This window comes from Actinomadura sp. BRA 177 (assembly GCF_013372625.1).
Taxonomy (GTDB): Bacteria; Actinomycetota; Actinomycetes; order Streptosporangiales; family Streptosporangiaceae; genus Spirillospora.
Genome location: NZ_JABXFD010000341.1, coordinates 15,881 through 35,617 on the forward strand (window position 1 = coordinate 15,881; position 19,737 = coordinate 35,617).

Annotated in this window: 23 protein-coding genes; 11 read left to right on the plus strand and 12 right to left on the minus strand. The window is 70.2% G+C overall.

Translation table 11 applies throughout. From position 1 onward, the window contains the following. Window positions 1–29: 29 nt before the first annotated feature. On the minus strand, window positions 30–272 hold the full coding sequence (locus tag HUX53_RS18280; RefSeq protein WP_176404418.1) for a hypothetical protein: 243 nt from the start codon (window positions 270–272) through the stop codon (window positions 30–32). A gap of 25 nt (window positions 273–297) precedes the next feature. Then, entirely contained in the window at window positions 298–909 is a 612-nt protein-coding gene (locus tag HUX53_RS18285) for an HdeD family acid-resistance protein (RefSeq protein WP_176404419.1), read from the minus strand. Between the two features lie 193 nt (window positions 910–1,102). On the opposite strand from HUX53_RS18285, the gene HUX53_RS18290 reads away from it, so the two are divergent. Further along, window positions 1,103–1,555, plus strand: coding sequence for a hypothetical protein (locus HUX53_RS18290; protein WP_176404420.1), 453 nt, complete (start codon window positions 1,103–1,105; stop codon window positions 1,553–1,555). Between the two features lie 137 nt (window positions 1,556–1,692). After that, entirely contained in the window at window positions 1,693–2,547 is an 855-nt protein-coding gene (locus HUX53_RS18295; RefSeq protein WP_176404421.1) for a hypothetical protein, read from the plus strand. 26 nt (window positions 2,548–2,573) lie between these two features. On the opposite strand, the gene HUX53_RS18300 is transcribed toward HUX53_RS18295, so the two are convergent. Together HUX53_RS18300 and HUX53_RS18305 are read right to left on the minus strand one after the other, a co-directional pair. Beyond that, complete coding sequence (locus tag HUX53_RS18300; RefSeq protein ID WP_176404422.1) at window positions 2,574–4,184, minus strand: MFS transporter; 1,611 nt, start codon at window positions 4,182–4,184, stop codon at window positions 2,574–2,576. A gap of 65 nt (window positions 4,185–4,249) precedes the next feature. After that, the gene (locus HUX53_RS18305; RefSeq protein ID WP_176404423.1) at window positions 4,250–5,647 is read right to left on the minus strand and encodes a DUF2252 domain-containing protein; all 1,398 of its coding nucleotides are present in this window, start codon (window positions 5,645–5,647) and stop codon (window positions 4,250–4,252) included. Window positions 5,648–5,828: 181 nt separating this feature from the next. On the opposite strand from HUX53_RS18305, the gene HUX53_RS18310 reads away from it, so the two are divergent. Further along, the gene (locus HUX53_RS18310) at window positions 5,829–6,248 is read left to right on the plus strand and encodes an SHOCT domain-containing protein (protein ID WP_176404424.1); all 420 of its coding nucleotides are present in this window, start codon (window positions 5,829–5,831) and stop codon (window positions 6,246–6,248) included. A 333-nt stretch (window positions 6,249–6,581) separates the two neighbouring features. Here HUX53_RS18310 and HUX53_RS18315 read toward each other — a convergent pair whose 3' ends face one another. Beyond that, window positions 6,582–7,004, minus strand: a complete 423-nt coding sequence (locus HUX53_RS18315; RefSeq protein ID WP_176404425.1) for an ATP-binding protein — start codon at window positions 7,002–7,004, stop codon at window positions 6,582–6,584. 108 nt (window positions 7,005–7,112) lie between these two features. Between HUX53_RS18315 and HUX53_RS18320 the strand changes: the two genes are divergently transcribed. The 5 genes from HUX53_RS18320 (at window position 7,113) to HUX53_RS42565 (ending at window position 9,357) form a co-directional block, all read left to right on the plus strand. Then, window positions 7,113–7,928, plus strand: coding sequence for a helix-turn-helix transcriptional regulator (locus tag HUX53_RS18320; RefSeq protein WP_176404426.1), 816 nt, complete (start codon window positions 7,113–7,115; stop codon window positions 7,926–7,928). Further along, entirely contained in the window at window positions 7,925–8,119 is a 195-nt protein-coding gene (locus tag HUX53_RS18325) for a DUF397 domain-containing protein (protein WP_176404427.1), read from the plus strand. The genes HUX53_RS18320 and HUX53_RS18325 overlap by 4 nt, the downstream gene beginning before the upstream one ends. 2 nt (window positions 8,120–8,121) lie before the next feature. Then, complete coding sequence (locus tag HUX53_RS18330; RefSeq protein ID WP_176404428.1) at window positions 8,122–8,316, plus strand: DUF397 domain-containing protein; 195 nt, start codon at window positions 8,122–8,124, stop codon at window positions 8,314–8,316. A gap of 226 nt (window positions 8,317–8,542) precedes the next feature. After that, complete coding sequence (locus HUX53_RS18335) at window positions 8,543–9,010, plus strand: hypothetical protein (protein ID WP_176404429.1); 468 nt, start codon at window positions 8,543–8,545, stop codon at window positions 9,008–9,010. Then, complete coding sequence (locus tag HUX53_RS42565) at window positions 9,007–9,357, plus strand: helix-turn-helix domain-containing protein (protein WP_176404430.1); 351 nt, start codon at window positions 9,007–9,009, stop codon at window positions 9,355–9,357. The genes HUX53_RS18335 and HUX53_RS42565 overlap by 4 nt, the downstream gene beginning before the upstream one ends. Here the strand turns inward: HUX53_RS42565 and HUX53_RS18345 are convergent. The 3 genes from HUX53_RS18345 to HUX53_RS18355 form a co-directional block, all read right to left on the minus strand. Beyond that, entirely contained in the window at window positions 9,259–9,513 is a 255-nt protein-coding gene (locus tag HUX53_RS18345) for a hypothetical protein (protein WP_176404411.1), read from the minus strand. The genes HUX53_RS42565 and HUX53_RS18345 overlap by 99 nt on opposite strands. Window positions 9,514–9,775: 262 nt before the next feature. Then, on the minus strand, window positions 9,776–9,919 hold the full coding sequence (locus HUX53_RS41280) for a hypothetical protein (protein ID WP_255205387.1): 144 nt from the start codon (window positions 9,917–9,919) through the stop codon (window positions 9,776–9,778). An 18-nt stretch (window positions 9,920–9,937) separates the two neighbouring features. After that, window positions 9,938–10,636, minus strand: coding sequence for a helix-turn-helix domain-containing protein (locus HUX53_RS18355; protein ID WP_176404431.1), 699 nt, complete (start codon window positions 10,634–10,636; stop codon window positions 9,938–9,940). Between HUX53_RS18355 and HUX53_RS43060 the strand changes: the two genes are divergently transcribed. Continuing rightward, the gene (locus HUX53_RS43060) at window positions 10,635–10,697 is read left to right on the plus strand and encodes a hypothetical protein (RefSeq protein WP_369009206.1); all 63 of its coding nucleotides are present in this window, start codon (window positions 10,635–10,637) and stop codon (window positions 10,695–10,697) included. The two genes, HUX53_RS18355 and HUX53_RS43060, sit on opposite strands and share 2 nt — an antisense overlap. A 52-nt stretch (window positions 10,698–10,749) precedes the next feature. After that, window positions 10,750–11,559 carry a class I SAM-dependent methyltransferase gene (locus HUX53_RS18360; protein WP_176404432.1) on the plus strand — a complete coding sequence of 270 codons (810 nt, stop codon included), beginning with the start codon at window positions 10,750–10,752 and terminating at the stop codon, window positions 11,557–11,559. Window positions 11,560–11,607: 48 nt separating this feature from the next. Here HUX53_RS18360 and HUX53_RS18365 read toward each other — a convergent pair whose 3' ends face one another. Continuing rightward, window positions 11,608–12,618: a CDP-alcohol phosphatidyltransferase family protein gene (locus HUX53_RS18365; RefSeq protein ID WP_309237306.1), complete on the minus strand. Its 1,011-nt coding sequence runs from the start codon at window positions 12,616–12,618 to the stop codon at window positions 11,608–11,610. A 120-nt stretch (window positions 12,619–12,738) separates the two neighbouring features. On the opposite strand from HUX53_RS18365, the gene HUX53_RS18370 reads away from it, so the two are divergent. After that, the gene (locus HUX53_RS18370; RefSeq protein ID WP_176404434.1) at window positions 12,739–14,268 is read left to right on the plus strand and encodes a hypothetical protein; all 1,530 of its coding nucleotides are present in this window, start codon (window positions 12,739–12,741) and stop codon (window positions 14,266–14,268) included. On the opposite strand, the gene HUX53_RS42570 is transcribed toward HUX53_RS18370, so the two are convergent. The 3 genes from HUX53_RS42570 to HUX53_RS18385 all read right to left on the minus strand — a co-directional run bounded on the left by HUX53_RS42570 (window position 14,222) and on the right by HUX53_RS18385 (window position 19,656). Next, window positions 14,222–15,400: a glycosyltransferase family 4 protein gene (locus HUX53_RS42570; protein ID WP_176404435.1), complete on the minus strand. Its 1,179-nt coding sequence runs from the start codon at window positions 15,398–15,400 to the stop codon at window positions 14,222–14,224. The genes HUX53_RS18370 and HUX53_RS42570 overlap by 47 nt on opposite strands. Then, on the minus strand, window positions 15,397–16,140 hold the full coding sequence (locus HUX53_RS18380) for a hypothetical protein (protein WP_176404436.1): 744 nt from the start codon (window positions 16,138–16,140) through the stop codon (window positions 15,397–15,399). The genes HUX53_RS42570 and HUX53_RS18380 overlap by 4 nt, the downstream gene beginning before the upstream one ends. 111 nt (window positions 16,141–16,251) lie before the next feature. After that, a complete protein-coding gene (locus HUX53_RS18385) occupies window positions 16,252–19,656 on the minus strand; it encodes a CDP-glycerol glycerophosphotransferase family protein (protein WP_176404437.1) in 3,405 nt (1,134 codons plus the stop codon). Window positions 19,657–19,737: the final 81 nt, after the last annotated feature.

Below are 19,737 nucleotides of genomic sequence, written 5' to 3' on the forward strand. Positions count from 1 at the left end.
CCCGTCCTGAGGACGTCCTGATCCGGGGATCACGGCGGAGCGGGCGGTAGCCGGCGAACCTCGAGCAGTTCGAATCCCAGCGCCTGGATCCGGTCCAGGATCCCGTACAGGGCCGCCTGATCCAGTTCCCGGCCGCGCAGCACCGTCTCGCCGGGGTTGAGCGTGATGCTGAGCCCTTCGAAGGCGAGCCGGAGCGATTCGCCGACCCGCCCCTTGATCCTTATCTCGTAGTCGCACGTCGCATGCCGTGCGCCGTATCCCGATGCCGCCACGTCGCCTCCTCCCGGCCCGTGGGGGTCACCGTGCGGACGCCGTCCGCTTGTCGGCGTACCGGATCCACAGGGTGACGAGGACGCTGATGATTCCCCAGGTGATCAGCCAGAGACCGAACAGCCAGGTCAAGGCCACGAGACTGGCCTCCGGATAGGCGAGGACGACGATTCCGGCGAGCGCCGAGAGGCAGGCCAGGACCAGTTCGGGGCCGCGTCCGGGCCGGTCCCTGTCCGAGAGCACGGCAACGGCTTCGATGATGCCGCCGAGCAGCCAGAACATGCCGAACAGCACGGCGAGCACGGCAACGGTCTGGAACAGGTGGCGCATGGCGAGGACGCCGATCGAGAGCGAGAGCACCCCGAGGACGGCCACGAGGGTGCGGGTGCCGGCGGTGAGGCCGCCGGCGACCGACTGTGCGATCCGGACGACCCCGTTGATGATGAGTTGGAGCCCGATGAGCACCGCCAGCACGCCGATGCTGACCCCGGGCCAGGCCACCACGACGACGCCCAGCAGGAACGAGATACCGCCGAGAGTCAGGGCCATCGTCTGATGCTCGTTCACCATGTGCGTGAGCATCGTGCCTTGCCTGCGATCGGGGACGGTTCCGCCCGTCCTCGGAGACGTCGTCGACATCGTCGCTCCTCTCACGTCGCGGTACTGGGTCCGTCCTAGCTGGGCCCGGTACCTGAAGGACACCGTTTCCGCAGGTCGTGCCGCATCCTCCGCAGCGGGTGATTGAGGCGCTCCCGGATCACCCGCCGAGGGTGAGCCCATGGCCCCGCCGCCGGGTGATTCTGCGAGTGATCGATGGAATGAGGAGGTTCACATGTCACAGCGGATTTCCACGCGACCGGGCCCCGGGGTGGACACCGAGCCCGCCGGCGGCTGGGCCACCGGCTTCGCGATCTTCGCCGGCGTGATGATGGTGCTGATCGGGTCGTTCCAGGCCCTGCAAGGGCTGGCCGCCATCCTGCGAGACCAGTTCTATGTCGTCACGCCCCGCTACGTGTACGGCTTCGACGTGTCCGCATGGGGGTGGACGCATCTGGGGCTCGGCATCCTCGTCGCCGTCGCGGGAATGTTCGTCTTCACCGGCCACGTGTGGGCCCGCGCGATCGGAATCGCCTCCGCCGTGCTCAACGCGATCTCCCAGTTCCTGTTCCTGCCCTATTACCCGGTGTGGTCCGTGGTCATGATCGCGTTGGACGTCGCCGTGATCTGGGCGCTGTGCGTCTACGGCCGCCGCGCCGCCGAGAATGCGGGCTACCCGCGACGGTGACGCTCGGCGAAGCACCGTCCGCCCCCGGCCCGGAGCGCTGGCTCGCCTGCGAAGGGCCAGTGGTACCGCTCTCCGGCGCCGGCACCGGCTCCGGCCGGCGCCGGCAGAGCCGCGGGGCGCGACGGCGGACAATGACGGTGACCTGGCTGGACGGCCGCGAACCGGTGGACTTCGGCTCCTTCCGGGACGCGGTGGAGCTGGCCGAGCGGCACGTGGAACCGGGCACACGAGTCGAGCACGCGCTGTGGACGACCGGCGCCCGGCTGGACGACACGTGGTGCCGGTTCCTAGCCGAGCGGGACTTTCTGGTCGGACTCTCCGCGGACGGCACCGCGGCCCGCCGCCTGCTGCCCGAGACCGCCCGGCGGTTACGCCGCCACGGCGTGGGCTGCAACGTTCTCTACCCCGTGCACGCCGGCAACGCAGACGAACCGGTCGATGCCTATCGGTACTTCCGGGACGAGCTCGGGGTGCGCCACGTCCAGTACATCCCGGTCGTGGAACGCATCGGCGAGCCCCGCCGGGCGGGTGGTACCGCCGTCTCGGCGCGGACCGTCCGCCCGGAGCAGTGGGCGGCCTTCCTCGTGGCCGTCTTCGACGAGTGGGTGCGCCGGGACGTCGGACGGCAGCACGTCCAGATCTTCGAGCAGGCGTTGACCGCGTGGACGGCAGCCGAGCGGCGGCCCCGTCCGCCCCGCGCCGGATGCGAGCGGCTGCCGCTGTACTGCCGCTGCTGCCCGGTGCTGTTCGCCTGCGGCGGAGGAAGCCCCGGCAACCGCTTCGTCACGTCCCCCCACGGCGAGCCCGGTCTCGACTACCTGTGCGCGGGATACCGGCAGTTCTTCGACCACATCGACCAGCCGATGCAGGTCATGGCCGCCCTTCTCCGCAGCGGTCGCGACGCTGCCGAGGTCATGACGGTCATCGCACGATACGAACACGAGCGGCAAGCCGCCCCGAATGCTAGTGCCAGTGGACGGGCGACGAGTTGACGACCGGCGAGGGACGACCGCGCCGGTCATCGCCGCCGGCGGCGGGCGGCGGGTCCGTTGCCGGATGTTGCCGGTGTGCGGGGGAGATCGCGGGTGAACGCCAGTGAGCCCAGCGCCAGTAGCGCGGTGGCCAGCAGTCCCGCCTTCAGCGACACCAGCTGTGCCTTCCCGTAGTCGTCGACGAGCGCGCCGGCGGTGGCGGCGTCGAGGCCCGCCTTCCGCGCGGCCGCCTGGATCTGGCCGGTGGAGACGAAGTCGACGCCGGCCCCGGCGGCCACGCCGACCTGCTCGGCGACCTGGGCGCTGACGCGCTCGTCCTGCCCGACCTTCGACACGAACGCGCCGGTCAGACCGGCCAGGACGATCGCTCCGATGAGCGCGATGCCGAGCGAGGAGCCGAGCTGCTGGCCGGTGTACTGCAGGCCGCCCGCCTCCGCCCGGCCGGACGTGCCGACGGAGGACTGCACCAGGTTCCCGAGCTGGGAGACCATCAGCCCCATGCCGGTGCCGAGCGCCCCCATCGAGACCGCGAAGGCGGGGCCGGCCAGATCCGGCCGCACGGTCGCCATCAGCGCCAGGACCGCTGCGCCGGTGAGCAGCAGTCCGGTCCGGACGATCGTCCGCACCGGCAGCCGGGACGACAGCCGGGATCCGGCCGCGGAGGCGACGAACATCATGACGGAGACGGGCAGCATCCTGACGCCCGTCTCCAACGCGTTGAGGCCGAGGACGAGCTGCAGGTAGAGCGGCATGACGAAGAAGACGCCCATGAGGATGAGGTTCTGGGCGAACAGGCCGATCAGCCCGGCCCGGAGCGGCGGCGACTTCAGCAGGTCCAGGTGCAGCAGGGGGTCGCCGGACGCGTGCTCGCGGTGCCGCTGCCAGGCCGTGAAACCCCAGAGCAGCGTCCCGCCGAGCGCGATGACGAACAGCGTCGGCGCGAGGCCGAACGGCTCGACCGGGGCGTCCTTCGGCCGGACCCAGCCCCAGGTGCTGGACTGCAGGGTGCCGAGCACGATCGTCCCGACTCCGCAGGCCGACAGCACGGTGCCGGCGAGGTCGAGGCGGGGGGCCGGACGGCCGCGGGCGGACTCCGCCAGCAGGCGCGCCGCCAGCAGGACGAGCACGACCAGGACCACCTCGCCGACGAAGATCACCCGCCAGGTCAGCTCGGTCGTCGCCCAGCCGCCGAGGATCGGCCCCACCGCGATCCCGGCGCCCGCGACGCCGCCGATCACGGCGTAGGCGGCCGCGCGATCGCGTCCCGTGAAGTTGTCGGCGACCAGGGCGACCAGCGCGGGCAGGACCAGCGCGGCGCCGATGCCCTCCAGTACCGACCAGCCGAGCGCGAGCACGGCCAGGGTCGGGGCCGCCGCGGTCAGCGCCGACCCGCAGGCGTAGACGACCAGCCCGGTGGCGAAGGCGCGGCGCCGCCCGATGATGTCGCCGATCTTGGCGCCGGTCAGCATGAACATCGCCATCACCAGGCAGTACAGGGTGATGACCGCCTGGATCGCGGGGACCGTCGTGTCGAAGTCGTCCACCAGCGTGCTGATCGAGACGTTCATGACCGACTGGTCGAGAACCATGACGAACTGCGCGGTCGCCAGTGCGAGCAGCGGCCCCCACCGTCCCATCGGGCGCCTCCGCTGCGCCGTGCCTCCGTCCGCCCGCATCACGCTCCTGGGGCGCGGGTGGCCCGTCATGCGGCTTCCGCGGTGATCCGGCCGGTGCGCGCGGCCCCGGCGAGGGCCTCGCGGTCGCGTTCGTTCTGGTCGGCGTAGACCTCGGCGAACACCGCGAGCGCCCGATCGAAGGCGTCGCCCCCGCCGAGGTAGGCGCCGATGGCGGTCGGGTCGCCGGAACGGGCGTGCGCGCGGGCCAGCGAGGCGCCGCAGATCCGGCCGAAGGCCGTCATGATCTCGGGCGTCATGGTCTCCGGCCGGGCGATGCCCTTCCAGTCCCGCAACTGGCGGACGTAGAAGTCGCGGCGCCGGCCGTCGATCCCCCGGACGGTCTGCCAGCCGAGGAAGATGTCGCCCGCGGCCTGCATCAGTCGCTGCCCGGCGACGACGCGCTCACCCTGGCTGGCGTAGTCGGCTGCGCCGATGTACGGGGCCAGGACGGACGTGCCGGCCTCCTTGGCCTGGAGCAGCAGCGGATCATCGTCGTCCCGTCCCAGCAGGAGGACGATCCAGCAGCGGGTGCCCACACTGCCGACCCCGACGACCTTGCGCGCCATGTCGGCCACGCGGTAGCGCCCGAGCAGGACCCGGCGCTCGGAGGCGAGACTGCGGCCGTAATCCTCGATCAGCCGGCGCAGCATCTCCGCCGTTCCGGCGCCCTCGGGAAGCAGGTCATGGATCGGCGTGACCAGCGGCGGGTCGTGGACGATCCGCCGCACGCCCCCTTCAACCCGGGTCAGCTTCGCGACGGCCTGCAGATTCGTGCGCGTGCGGGCCCGGTCGGCGGCCGCCGAGAACCGCCGGCGGGCGCCGCCGCCCAGCCCGTCCGCCCGGATCGAGCCCAGGTCGTCGGCGCTGTCCTGCGCGTACCAGATGTCGAGTGTGCGCATGCCGGCGAACTCGCGCATCCGCTCCCGGTAGCCCCGCACGCAGGCTCGCACGGCGGCGGCGCATTGCCGTCCGGAGAAGCCGTTGGCGCGGCCGGCGATGGCCAGACTCGCCGCGAGCCGCTTGACGTCCCACTCCCACGGCCCCGGAAACGTCTCGTCGAAGTCGTTGATGTCGAACACCAGATGCCGCTCGGGGGACGCGAGCAGCCGGAAGTTCAGCATGTGGGCGTCACCGCACAGCTGCACCGTCATCCCCGTGTGCGGCAAGACGCCGAGATCCGCGGCCATGATCGCCGCGGCGCCCCGGTAGAAGCGGAACGGCGACTCCAGCATGCGGCTGTAGCGGATCGGCACCAGTTCCGGGACCCTCGCCGCGGACTGCGACTCCAGGATGCCGACCGGATCGGGCCGCTCGCCGTCCGGCTCGAACCGCCCATGGCTCGAACGGGGCACCTCGGCGCGCACCCGCTTCCCGTACGCCGCCCGCTCGGCCGGAGTCCGGACGGCGGCACCGATGGTGGTCATGGACGGAACCCCTCTCATCAGACGTACAGAGGGGATCCTCGGCGAAGCCGCGGCCGGAGGGCTTCACCCGAGCGGGGTGAATCCCGGCGGAAGCCACCCGCTGCGGGTGACGCGGAAGGAAGCCGGCTGCGCGGAGCATGGGCCGCATCACATGCAGAGGGCCCACGACTGGAGGACCACCATGAACGAGCTCGCCGGACCCGTCGCCGCAACGGACTACCCCCTGCTTAACATCTTCTGGACCATGCTCTGGTTCTTCCTGTGGGTGCTGTTCTTGATGCTGCTCTTCAGGATCATCGCCGACATCTTCCGCGACGACCGGTTGAGCGGCTGGGGCAAGGCCGGATGGTCGATCTTCGTGATCGTGCTGCCGTTCCTCGGCGCCTTCGTATACCTGATCGCACGCGGCCGGGACATGGGCGAACGCGACCTGCGGGCGATCCAGAAGCGCGACGAGCAGTTCCGCGCCTACGTCCGTGAGACCGCCGGGGCCCCGGAGCAGACGAGCACCGACGAGTTGGTCAGGCTCGCCGAGCTCAGGAAGCACGGTGACATCAGCGAAGTGGAGTACCAACGGGCGAAGACCAGGGTCCTCACCTGAGTGCCCACGCACTCCTGACCCTCCCGCGAACCCGTCGGCGCAGCCTTCACAGCAGTCGGCGGGTTGTCATCAGGGACCGGCCCCGAGTTGAGCGCCGACCGCGCGCGCGATCGTGTCGGCGGCAGCAGCCGGGGCGTTGGCCGCGCCGATCATGTCACCGGTGGGAGCCCAGATGAACACCCAGGCGCGAGACCGGTCAGCAACGCGCGCCGCCCACTAACGGGCGTCAGGTGATCAGTGGTCATCTTCGTACTACCTCCCATCGAGGGGCATGCCTGGACTCCCGGCGCGGACATGCGCGTGGAGCCGTCCATGGGGTGGTGCCGGGGCCCGCTACGGGTGCATCCGGGCCCAGACCCACTTGCCGCCGGCCGGGTCGGCGGTGACGCCGCACTTGGCGGCCAGGGCCTGGACGATGTGCAGGCCCCAGCCGCCGTTGTCGTCGAACGCCTCCTCGGACAGGTCGAGGTCGTCGAGGGTGAGTTCGGCCATCGGCTTGGCCTCGGGGAGGGCGTGGTCGGCGTCCCAGACGGCGATGATGATCCCGTAGTCGTCCCGGCTGAGCTGGAGTCGGATCTCCTCGTCCGGCGTCTGACGCGCGGCATTGGTGACGATTTCCGAGACGATGAGAAGCGCGCTGTCGAGAATGTGCAAGTAGTCCCATTTGCGCATTTGCGCCTCCGCAAAAGTGCGCGCCAGCCCCACTGCGGAGGGCGTGCCCATAAGGGCCTTGATCGGCTCTGCGGTCGCCGTCATCGTCATCGTCCTGTCCTTGTCCGAGATTCCGATTTCCTGTGACAAGGATCACCGCAGTGTTCTATGTTTTGCCTGTAGCCGCCGAAGTTGGATACAGGGAGGACGCAAATGCCGATCGTCCGGGAGCCGCTCGATCCCAAGATCTCAATGTGGTACTTCCTGGCCTTCTACCTGCGATTTTGGCGGGAGAAGATGGGGCTATCGCTGACCCAGTGCGGGGAGATCATGGGAGTAACGCGGGGCACTGTATCCAACTTTGAAGCGGGTCGGCGGCGCCTGCAGGACGACCACGTTCGGGCCCTCGACCGGCACTTTGGGACGGGTCTGCTATTTCAGCTCTTGCTCTGGTTTGCCCGAATGGCCCACGACCCCAACTGGGGAAAGCAGCTCGTCAAGTACGAGCACGAGGCGAACCTGATCAAGACGTACCACGGCCAGGTCATCCCCCTCGCCCTCCAGACCGAGGAGTATGCCTGGGCCTACGTCCAGGCCGGCACCCCGAAGGACTTCGAGGCGGAGATGGCCGAACGCGTCGCTCGGAAGAAGTCCTTCTTTGACAGGGGAACGGACGTCGAGATGTGGGCCACGCTCGACGAGAGCGTCCTGGCGAGGGAGGTCGGTGGCCCTGAGGTGCAGAAGGCTCAACTGGAGCACCTGCTTGCTATGGCCGACCTGCCGCAGGTCAGCCTCCGTATTGTCCCGTTCAAGTCGGGGGCTCATCTGGGCGTTGACGGATCGCTCCAGATCCTCAGCCTGGAGAGCCGCGACATCGCCTATTCGGGCGCCCAGAACGGTGGCCGCTTGATCGAAACACCTGGCGAGGTACGTGAATTGTCGGTTAAGTTCGATCGTATCGGCGCGAAGGCGGCCTCCCTGGAGGACTCGCGCGAGATCATCAAGCGGTACTTGGAGAGTTACGAATGAGCGTCCAGTGGCGTAAGAGTACTCACAGCGGCGGAGCGGACGACCAGCACTGCGTTGAGCTGGGGCGTCTTGTGCCGGGTGCCGGGGTCGGGGTGCGGGACAGCAAGGACCCGGATGGGGGACACCTCATCTTGTCGCTCGCCCAGTTCGCCGGTCTGATCGAGCAGGTCAAGCAACACCCGGAGGGGTAGCCATGGCCGTCCAGTGGCGGAAGAGCACTCACAGCGGCGGGGCGAATGATCAGCACTGCGTTGAGCTGGGACGACTTGCGCCAGGGGCTGGAGTCGGGGTGCGGGACAGCAAGGACCCGGAGGCGGGGCACATCACCCTGTCCTTCGCCGAGTTCGCCAACCTGATCGAGCAGGTCAAGCAGTTCCCTGCCCGCTGACCGTCCCGTCCCGCCCGGTCCGACGCCTGTCCGGTGTGATCTCAGCGTGCCTTCATGGCGCTGTGGGCGAGGTGGCTGCGGTCGGCTTCGGCGACGCATGTTCTTCGCCGCCGTCCCGCTGTGTCTCCCCCTACCTGGCCGCCCTAAGCTCCGGCCACCCAGTGCCAGAACGGAACCCGAGGCCGCCCAGGCAAGAGACGATGGACTCTGCCGGGAGGGGGATGCGATGAGCAGTGAGGAGTTGCCCCGGTACACACTCACCGAGTGCACGGTGGTGGGGTACCAGCACTACGGACTGCTCATTGAGGTGGTGGGCAGCGGGCAGAGGGGATTCGTCGACTCCTCGTACATCGGCGACCCGCCGCTGCGGCGAGCTGACTGGCCGGACGTCGGGGATCGGCTGCGGGGAGTCGTCCTCGGTTACGCGAGGGACGGACGAATACGTCTGTGCACCCGCCAGGGAGATGTGACGTTCGTGGAGTCGGTCCCGGACCCCGGCCAAGCCTTCCGTGAGTGGGCGGCAGTCGCCGACGCCACCGACGCCAAGGATCAGTTTTATCGCTCGCCCAACGCTCCGGCTCTGCTCAGGTGGGCGCTGGGTAACGCCGCACTCTCGAGTTATCGAAGGCGAGCGATCGAGTTGCTCTCGACCGCACCAGCTGAACTGAAGACGAAGTTTCCGGAGGGGGCATGAGCAGTCGGCGGACCAGCCCGCATGTTCTTCTTGGCGACCACCCTGGCCTGGCTGCCAAGCGTGCCACTGACGAGTATCGGCTCACCTACGAAGAGGCGCGCCTAGCGCTCGCCCTCGGCCGTTCCATCTACGCCCGGCGGACTGAACTGGGCATGTCACAGACCGAACTGGCTCGGCGCGCCGGGATGCGTCAGCCCGCGGTGTCACGCATCGAGTCTGGCGGTGGAGGAGTCCCGACCCTGGCCGTGCTAAACCGGCTCGGGCATGCCCTCGGTCTGCGGTTCCGGGTCACCGTCGGTGAGGGGGACGCCGGCGCGGCGGAGACGGAACTCCTCGCCACCGCATGAGGACCCGCCCCCGGCTGTTTGGGACAGGCCTAGGGCCTTGCGGTGGCCATCGATGTAGGACTGGTTGCGCCTGTGCGCCTCGGCGACGGCTTCCTCGCCGCCGGCCGCCGCGACGACGTCGGCGCGGACCTCGCTCCACTTGGGAAAATTGGTCATCGCTGCTCCTCTTCCTTGAGTCCCGGCGCGGCGTCCGTGATCGACGTTATCGCCGTGCTGGGTGGAGTCTGGTCAGACTTTGATGACGGCGTGTCCGCCGCACAGAGTGACCGCAGGCCCTCGCGGACGTGACCACGACTCATCCCTGGGGTGGAACATGATCGAGGCATCGACGACCAGGTTCACCGGCGCCCCTCGCGCATGGTCTGGCGGACGAAGTCGGGGGCGTAGGGCACTGGTTCGTCGGCTGCGATCTTGGTCATCACCTCGTCAAGCGTCGTGTTGCGGCTTCCTCGTTCAGGAGGTCTCGAAGGTAGGCCGCCAGTGACTTGCCCGCTTGGTCGGCCCGCGCCTTCAGCGTCCGCTCGGTCTCATTGGGGACGTCCCGGATCTGTATGACAGCCATGCAGTCATGATCTGCCATTCATCTTGCTTGAAGTGCTCCACCGGCGTCGTGAACGGTTGGGCGGGGGATGGTGGCGAAGGGGGAGAGGGCGAACCAGGTCGGGAGGGTGCGGCGGAGGGGTTCGGGGCCCTGGATGTCGATCGCTCCGGAGCGGAGGGCGTCCTGCCAGGGGGTGTCGCCGCGCCAGATCCGGACCATGTGGCGGAGGTCGGCGGTCACCGTTACGGAGACCTCGTAGCCCGGGTCGGTGTCGCAGACGTCGGCGGCGCCGGCGTTCATGACGAGCCACCAGTGGCGGTTGCGGGGTTGGACGTCCGGGAAGACGAAGAGGATCACGGTTCGGGTGTCGGGGATGGCGTCCAGAGTTATGTTGCGGCGCATGTCCCAGAGGAGGAGTTTCGGGTCCAGGTCCTGGTCGCCCAACTCGCCTATCCAGCGGACGCCCCATACTGCGAGGGCGTCCACTACTGGGCGCAGTTCCTTGCCGGCGGGGGTGAGGACGTAGCGGTCGTCCTTCTTCTCCGCGACGCCCGCGCGGACTAGTTGGTTCAGGCGCTTGGAGAGCAGCGTCGGGGACATGCGGGGGACGCCCCGGCGTACCTCGTTGAAGTGCTCGCTCCCGGAGAGCAGTTCGCGGACGATCAACAGCGTCCAGCGCTCGTCGAGTAACTCCATCGCCTTGGCGACGGGACAGAACTGGTAGTACGAAGCCCCCATACTTCGCAGGCTAGGACGGTTCGCCCGAGGCGGCCAGAGGCCGGTACAGATCCTGTACTAGGAGCCCGGCCTCGTGGTTCTTAGCGTGGATCCCACAATGGGAGGAGAGTGACATGGGGGACACGCTGAAGGATGCTCACAGGGCCATGTGGGCGTTGGGTGATTACCCGGCTCTGGCGTCGGCGGTGATTCCGGATCTGGGGGCCGTGCTCGTCCGGGCGGCGGGGGTTCGGGGCGGTCCGCGGGTGCTGGACGTGGCGGCCGGGGCCGGTAATGCGGCCATCGCGGCGGCGCTCGAAGGGGCGGACGTGGTGGCCAGTGATCTCACGCCGGAACTCCTCCGGGCCGGGGAGGAGGATGCGGCCAGGCGGGGTGCCGAGCTGGTGTGGCGGGAGGCCGATGTCGAGGCGCTGCCGTTCGGGGACGGGGAGTTCGACGCGGTCCTGTCGTGTGTCGGGGTCATGTTCGCGCCGCACCACCAGGTGTCCGCGGACGAGATGCTGCGGGTCTGCCGGCCGGGCGGGACGATCGGGCTGGTCAGCTGGACGCCGGAGGGCCTCATCGGGCAGATGTTCACCGTGATGAAGCCCTACGCGCCGCCGCCTCCGGAGGGGGCGCAGCCGCCGCCGCTGTGGGGGCGGCCCGAGCACGTGCAGGGGCTGCTCGGTGATCGCGTCAGCGATGTGCGGTTCGAGCGGCGGGCGGTGCGGGTTGAGCGGTTCGGGAAGCCTGAGGAGTTCCGCGACTACTTCAAGGCCTGCTACGGGCCGACCATCGCCGTCTACCGGCGCATCGCCGAGGATGCGGAGAAGGTCGCGGCGCTGGACTCCGCGCTGGTCGAGCTGGCCCGCACCCAAGACGTCGGGACGTCTGGGTTCGCCATGGAGTGGGAGTACCTGCTCGCCACCGCGCGCAAGCGCTGAACAAAGGCGAAGGCCCCCGGCATGGTGCCGGGGGCCTTCGGCCGTGGGTCAGCCGGCGCTGCCTACCGTTACCCCTTTGTCGGCGGGGAGTTCGGCGCGGTAGGACTCGATCTTGGCGTTGAGCTTGGTGAGGCTGCGGCTGTAGTCGCGGCTGGACAGCCAGAACTTGTAGATGATGACGAGTTCGAAGGCCAGCATGCCGGCGGCGCTGGCGGCGACGACGGGGATGATGGCGCCGGAGATGATCGCGGCGGCGATCGGCGCGACGATGAACACGCCCATCTGGAACTCGATGCCGCTGACCAGGTGCGGGCGGATGCGGCCCGCCATCAGGACGTTCCGGATCCGCGCGTACCAGGGGAAGCGCTGGTTGAAGCCCTGCTGGAGAGTCGCGATGGTCGGGTCGTCGGCGACGACGCGGTTCTCCATGTCGGCCTCGGGGTCCTCGGTGAGGGCCTCGGCAGAGCGGAAGTCCTCGTCTTCGGCGGGGATCTGGCCGTTCGCGCGCTGGGCGGCGAGTTCCAGTTCCTTCGCCTCGGCGCGGGCCGCATTCAGGGTCGTCCGCATCTGGTTGCGGACCTTGTAGATCTCCAGCGCGTCCATGTAGCGGAGCATGTCGAGGAACACGACCGCTACGGCCGTCCAGATGTAGGCGACGTTGTCCGTGGCGGCGTACTGGCCGGCCATCAGGGCGATCGCGCAGGCCAGGACGCGGACGCGGTCGAAGATGTAGTCGAGCCAGGCGCCGAAGACCGAACCGTTGCCCTTCAGACGGGCGATCTTGCCGTCCATGCAGTCGAGCGTGAACGACAGGTGGTACAGCAGCGCGCCGGCGAGCAGCCACGGCCAGGACGCGACGGCAAAGCAGGCACCGGCGGCGAGGCCGAGGACCAGGGCCCCGACGGTGAGCTGGTTCGGGGTCACGCGCGTCCGGTTGGCCGTGAACTTGACCAGCCTGGACGCGAGCGGATCGACCAGCAGGACGGTCCACCAGGCGTCACGCGCCTTGTACGTCCGTTGCCGAACGTCATCGAGCGTGAAGTTCGCCATGCAGTTCATCCCTTTCAGCGTGAGGAGCGCTCCGATGCTATCGCTGACCGGTTCGGGGAACCGGCATTGTCGCTGATCCGTGACTGGCCGGTGCACATGGTGATCATTCCCGTGGGTAGCGTGGGCCGGGTGCGCGTCCGACTCATCGCCCATGTGCCGTTCGCCGGGGTTCTCGGGGTGGCGATCTGGATCCGGGTCCTCGCGGTCCTGGGCTATCCGGCGCCGTTGTGGTTCGGCGACTCGAAGAGTTATCTGGAGGCCGCCCTCCAGTTGCGGCCGGGTGAGACGCGTCCGAGTGGATACCCGTTTCTGCTCTGGCTGATCGAACCGTTCCACAGCTTCACCGTGCTGGTGTCGGTGCAGCACGCCATCGGGGTGCTGACGGGCGTCCTGGTGTACGTCCTGGTCCTGCGCGCGGGGCGGGCGGCATGGCCGCTGGACGAGCCCGGACGGTGGGCGTGGCGCGTATGGCTGCCCGCCGTGATGGCGGCGGCGCTGACGGTTCCGGTGCTGATCCCCGTCCACCAGATCTCCCTTGAGCACATGCTCATGTCGGACTCGCTGTTCACGTTCCTGCTGCTCGCGGCGGTCACGGCGGCGCTGTGGCGGCGCCGGTCGACGTGGTGGCTGGGCGCGCTGGCGGGCGCGTTCGCGGCGTTCGCCGCGCTGACCAGGACGGCGGGGCTGCCGCTGATCGCGGTGATCGTCGTCGCGATGCTGCTGAGGCGGGCCGGTTGGCGCGCGTGCGTCTCGGCGGTGGTGATGTTCGCGCTGCCCGTCGTCGGCTACATGTTCTGGTTCCAGTCGGAGTACGGCCAGTTCAAGCTGGCGAAGGCCAACTCGATCTGGCTGTACGGGCGTACTGCCTCGTTCGCCGACTGCAACGTCATCAAGCCCCGTCCCGAGCTGCAGATCATGTGCCCGCACCTGACCGACCCGCGCATCTCGCCCGCGTTCGCCGTGATGTGGACGAAGGACTCCCCGTTCCGCGAGATCCCCGGCTGGGTCACCGGCGACGAGGCCGACCGGCTCGCCGGCGAGTTCGCGTGGGCGGCGATCAGGAAGCAGCCCGGCGACTACGCGAACATCGTCGTCCACGACACCTTCATGGCGTTCGAATGGGACCGCACGCCCTACCCGAACCCGTGGACGTCGCTGCAGTACGACTTCCCCGAAGGGGAGGAGTGGAGCGATGGCCAGGCGCTCCTGGCGGAGAAGTACGGCACGGACGGAGAGACCAGGGTCGTCCGGCCGTGGGCCGACCAGGTCCTCGCCTACCAGGACCATCTCGCCATGCCGGGCACGTTCCTCGGCATCCTGCTGCTCGGCGGGCTCGCTGGAGCGTTCCCGTACGTCCGGTCGCGGGGGCGGTGGCGCCCGCTCGGCCCCGTCCGGCACTGGGGGACGGGCGCGCTCCTCCCCTGGGGAATGAGCCTCGCGCTGCTGGTGATTCCCGCCGCGACCGCCGACTTCGACTACCGCTACGTCGTGCCCGCCGTCCCGTTCGCCTGCCTCGCCCTCGGCCTGGCGCTCCTCCCGCCGCCCCGGCGGCCCCGCCCGGCCGCCGCCGAACCGGCTCCGGCCGAAGAAGAGGAGCCCGAGGCCGGTGCGCCTAGCGGCGGCCCGGGTTCCGCCGCGGCGCGGTCCGGAGTTCGGTGAGCATCTTCTCCCAGTGCTGGGCCACGACGGCGATGTCGAAGCGCTCCGCCGACGCGTAGGCGCGCTCCGCCATCGTCAGCCGCAGCTCCTCGTCGTCGATCAGCTTGATCAGCGTCTCGGCGAACGCGTCCGGGTCCTCGGGCGGGACGAGCAGCCCGTCATGGCCGTCGGTGATGATCTCGCGGGGGCCCTGCGGGCAGTCGAAGCCGACCACCGGCAGCCCGCACGCGAACGCCTCGATGATCGTCATGCCGAACGGCTCGGCGCGCGACGACATCGCGAGGACGGACGCCTTGGCGAACTCGCCCTCCATGTCGTCGGTGGCGTCCATCAGCAGGACGTTGTTGTAGAGCCCGAGCCGGGTGACCCGGCGGCGCAACTGCTCGCGCCGCGGACCCTGCCCGTAGATCCGCAGCTGCCACTCCGGATGCTTCTCCACGACCTGCGCGAACGCGTTGATGAGCAGGTCGTAGCCCTTGATCCACACCATCCGGCCGGCGGCGGCGACGACCTTGTTCTCCTGCCGGGAGCGCGGGTACAGCCGCGGCGGCAGCCCGTTCCCGATCGTGTAGACCGGGCACGAGCCCGGCAGCAGCTCCTCGTAGTCCGCGCCGTCGGCGGTGGTGAGGGTCGTCAGCGCGTCGAGCCGCGGGTACCACTCCCGGAACTCGTTGATCATCTCCGGCTCGTTGATGCCGAGCTGCAGGTGCTCCTGCCCGACGACCACGACCCGGCGGGGCGCGAGCCGGGCCGCCAGCAGGTTGAGGCCGGCGCGGGTCGTGACCAGCACGTCGGTGCGCGGGCGGCGCAGGAACCGGCTGATCCGGTCGTCCGTCCAGGCGCTGAACTTGTTGAAGCTGCGCTCCTGCTCGGGGATCAGCGCGGACGGCTCCGGCATCAGCCGCTCGGCGCGTCCGGTGTGCGGCCACGGGACCTTGGCGTCCGGCCGCAGGTCGACCAGTGAGCGCAGCCGGACGCGGTCCGACAGCGGCAGGACGGGGCGGTCCGCGTCCTGCAGGACGCTCACGATCTCGACCTCGTGCCGCCGGGACAACTCGTCCGCGAGCGTGAACGTGCACCGGACGGTGCCGTCGATGGAGAACGCCTCCAGCAGGAGGAAGGTGATCTTCACGGGGCGTCCTCGACGGGGGAGGCCGAGATCGCCAGCTGGTCCCGGTCCGTGTAGTAGGGGCGCACGGCGATCTCCCGGCCGTCGTGCGCGGCGACCTGCCGCGGGTAGGACAGCTTGCCGCGCTTGCCGGGCGCGTCGTCCAGCTTGGTGGCGAGGCGGGCGTGGACGTCGCCCACGTCGAGCCACAGGTCCCAGAGGGCGGGCTCCGCCGCGGCGAACGCGTCGACCGCCAGGCAGCCGTGGAACCCGGTGCCGTCGAGCCGGACGTCCTGGCTGACCGTGGCGTCGCCGTCCCGCGCGGCCGCGACCAGCCGCGCGCTCTCCCCGGGGCGCGGGCCCGCGTACGCGAGCCGTCCGACGATCTTGATCTCGCCGTCGCGCGGGTGGACGGCCTCGACCTCGGCGTGCGGGGCGACGTTCCGGACGGCGAGCGAGACGCGCCCGTCCGCCGCCCGCACCACCCGGACGGCACGGTCGCGGGGCAGGTCGGCGTAGGTGCGCAGGCCGTCCAGCGAGAAGCCGGGGTCGTCGGTCAGCAGCGGGCTCTCCGCGCCGTCCGCCTCGACGGCCACCGTCCACTTGCCGGGCGAAAGGTCACCGGCGTCCAGTTCCACGGAGCAGCGGTCACCCGTGATCGGCTCCGCACGCGTCTCCCCGGACTTGCGGTGCCGCAGCACGACCTGCCGCCCGTCCGGCATGGGGGCGGCCCACCGGATGCGCAGGCGGTCGTCCGCGTCCACCCTGCAATGGTTCGCTACCGCGTCCACAGTCCGCAGCCTCCGAGGTCGCCGATGACGGCGCGTAGCCTACCAACGCGCCGATGATCCCCGTTCACCTGTGGCAACGGCCGGTCAGTCCGCCGGCCCGAAGACGCGGTCGGCGGTCCGGGCCGCGGCCTGCCCGTCGTCCAGCGGGCAGAAGCGGTCGACGAACGCGTCGTAGCGCTCCTTGTGCCCGGCGGTCGCGGCGTCGACGTCGCGGATCGCGTCGATCAGGTCGTCGGACGTCTCCACCAGCGGCCCCGGCGCCTCGGCCTCGAAGTCGAAGTAGAAGCCGCGGAGCCGGTCCCGGTAGTCGGCCAGGTCGTAGGTGAAGAACAGCATCGGGCGGCCCGTGTTCGCGTAGTCGAACATCACCGACGAGTAGTCGCTGATCATCATGTCGGAGATCAGGTACAGCTCGGTGATGTCCGGGTACAGCGACACGTCGCGGACGAAGCCCGCCGGGTCCTCCGGGACGCCGTCCACCACGTTGCTGTGCAGCCGGACGAGCAGCACGTGGTCGTCGCCGAGCGCGGCGCGGGCCCGCTCCAGGTCGAGGCGCATGTCGTGCTTGTACCGGCCGCGGCTGTAGTACTGGTCGTCGCGCCACGTCGGCGCGTACAGCACGACCCGCTTGCCCTCCGGGATGCCGAGCCGCGCCCGCACCGACCGGGCCACGACGTCGGCGTCCGGGCTGTGCAGCAGGTCGTTGCGCGGGTACCCGACCTCCAGCATCTCGCCCTTGAACGCGAACGCGCGGCGGAAGATCTCGGTGCTGAACGGGTTCGGCGACAGCAGGTGGCTCCACTCGGGGACGGCCGGCCCCTCCGGCTTCTTCTCCTTGCTCTGCAGCGCGGACTTCATCCCCGGCGCGTACGCGAAGTGGACCTCCTTCACGTCCCGGCCGATCTTCTTCAGCGGGGTGCCGTGCCAGGTCTGCAGGACGACCTGGTCGGGGTGCCGCTGGAACCAGTCGCCGAGCCGGTGGTTGGTGACGATGTAGCGGGACGTCGTCACCGCCTCCTGCCACTCCTTGCCGTTCAGCCGGACGCCCTGCAGCGTGTCCGGCAGCTCGACCTGCGCGTCGTTGACGACCCACAGCTGCTCCAAGTCGGACCCGCGCCGGATCAGCTCCTCGTGGATCGCCTTCGGGCTGTCGGAGTACTGCCGCCCGTTGAAGCAGGAGAACAGCACGGTGTCGCGCAGCCCGTCGCGGGCGACGGTGCGCCGCGCCTCCTCCCGGTACTTGGCGCCGGCGCTCTTCTCCTCGCCGGTCACGTCCCCGGTGACGGCGACGACGAGCCTGCCGTCCTTGGTCTCCATCTCGTAGCCGCGCCGCGCCACCTCGACCGGCCCCGGCAGGCCCTGCTGCGCGGCGGCGGTCAGCCGGACGGTCAGCGCCCGCTCGCCCGGCGGGCGGAACAGCACGTCCCAGCGGCCCGGACGCAGCGGCAGGATCCCCGCGACGCCCGGCACGGCCGCGACCGGCACCTCGGCCCGCAGCTTGCCCGACTCGTCCGGGACGAGGTCGAACGCGTACTCCTTGCGGCGGCCGCGGCTGCGCACCACGATCTGCCCGGACTCGTGCGCCGGATGCGTCGCGGTCAGCGCCAGCGTGCCGTCGGGACGCAGTTCGCAATCGTCCACCGACAGCCGGATCGTCGACCGCCGCACCCGCACGTAACCGCCGTGGCCGTGCCCCGCGCTCACCTCAAGGGCGCCGAACGTGCGGCGCGCCTCCGCCACGCCCTCGGCGAGGACGAGCGGCCGGCCGTCCGCCGACAGCGTCCAGTCACGGGTGTCGTCGATCGATTCGGGGTCGATGTCCACATCGAGCGCGGCCGGGTCGACGCGCGCCGTCCAGCCGCCTTTCCCTGCCGTGACCGGGACGGGGACGCGGGAGTCGCCGAGCGTCAGCACCAGCTCGGCGGGCGGCTCGCCGGCCGACTCGACCTCGATGAGCAGCGCGTCGTCGTCCCAGCGCAGCGCCGTCGCCCGCTCCTTGACGCGTTCCACCTGCACGACGAAGTGGCCGTCCACGACCTTGGGGACGACGCGCACGTCGTCGGCCACGTACCGGTACGGCGGGTGCGCGCCCGTGCCCGAGCCGCCGCCGCGCATCACGCCCTGCCGGAACACGCCCGCGTTCAGCACCGAGGCGTGCACCTCCCAGGTGCCGTCCGCCCACGCGCCGTGGTCCTTCAGCTTCCCGGCGTCGAGCGAGAACTCGAACCCGGTCCAGCCGCCGGACGACTTGCCCGGCTTCGGCGTCTGCCGCGCCTTCGTGACGATCTTCCGGCCGCCGCTGCGCAGCGTCACCGTCTTGATCGACGTCCAGCGGCGGCGCGAGCTGACCGAGTTGATGTAGGCCTCGCCGGTGACGACCAGCCGGTCGCCGTCCCAGCGCACCGCGTGCACCCGGCCGCGCATCTTGACCTCGTCGCGTGCCCGGTACACCTCGCGCGGGACGTCGAGCTTCGCGTCCTTCCAGTACGGGTAGACGACGTAGCGGCGCACCGGGTCGCGGACGATCGACGGCGACGACTTGCCGCGCTCGTACCGGACGACCTTCACCAGCTCCATCGTGTGGCCCGACTCGGCGAGGTGCCACTTCAGCCGGGTCAGCGCGGGGGACTCGCCGAACACCTTCGGCGAGACGCCCTTCGCGTACGCCGCCGCCTGCGCGACGACCTGCTCCCGCTCCTCGCCGGACAGGTCGGGCATGGCGTCCAGGAACGTCTTCAGCTCAGTCGTGACGAGGGCGAGTTGCAGCCGCCGCAGCTCCTTGACGTCGCCGCGCTCGGCGACCCACGTCGTCGCGAGGTTCGCCGCGCCGAAACCGTCCGCGATCTCCTGCATCTCGGTAGTCGGCACGTAGCGCCGCGACCGGCGGTGCAGGACGACGTCCGGCACCACGTCGATGGTCTTCGCCAGGTGCAGGATGCGCATCATGACCGGCAGGTCGTCGTAGCGGCCGAGGTCGGGGAACTCCAGCCCGTGCCCGTCCCAGAAGGAACGGCGCAGCAGCGTCCCGGCGATCTTGCGGTTGCGCAGCAGGTCGGGGGTGCGGTGCAGGTCGGTGCCCGTCGCGGGGGGCGCGTTGTCGCCGCGCGCCTTCCACTGCGACACCTGGCCCGTCCACTTGCGGGTCGCATCGGGACCCGTCGCCAGCTCCGACCCGGACGCCTCCAGCGCGGTGGCCAGCGTGGCCAGCGCCTCCGGCGGCAGCGGGTCGCCGCCGTCGGCGAACAGCAGGAACTCGCCGCCGCTCTCGGCGACCCCCAGGTTGCGGGCCGCGCCGCGGCTCGGCGCGCCCTGCCGGACGAGCCGGAACCGGTCGTCGGGCAGCTCCGCCCGCGCGGCAGTGCCGGTGCCGTCGTCCACGACCAGGACCTCCAGGTCCCGGAACGTCTGGGCCGCGATCGACTCCAGGGTGTCGCCGAGGTCCTCCCCGGCGCCGTGGGTGAGCACGATGACACTGATGCGGGCGGACAAGCGACCCACTCCTTCGAACACTTCGGCCGGCCCGGCGACGGTGTCGGGCCGGTGGCGGCGGGCTTGCGCGGGGGCGGGCCC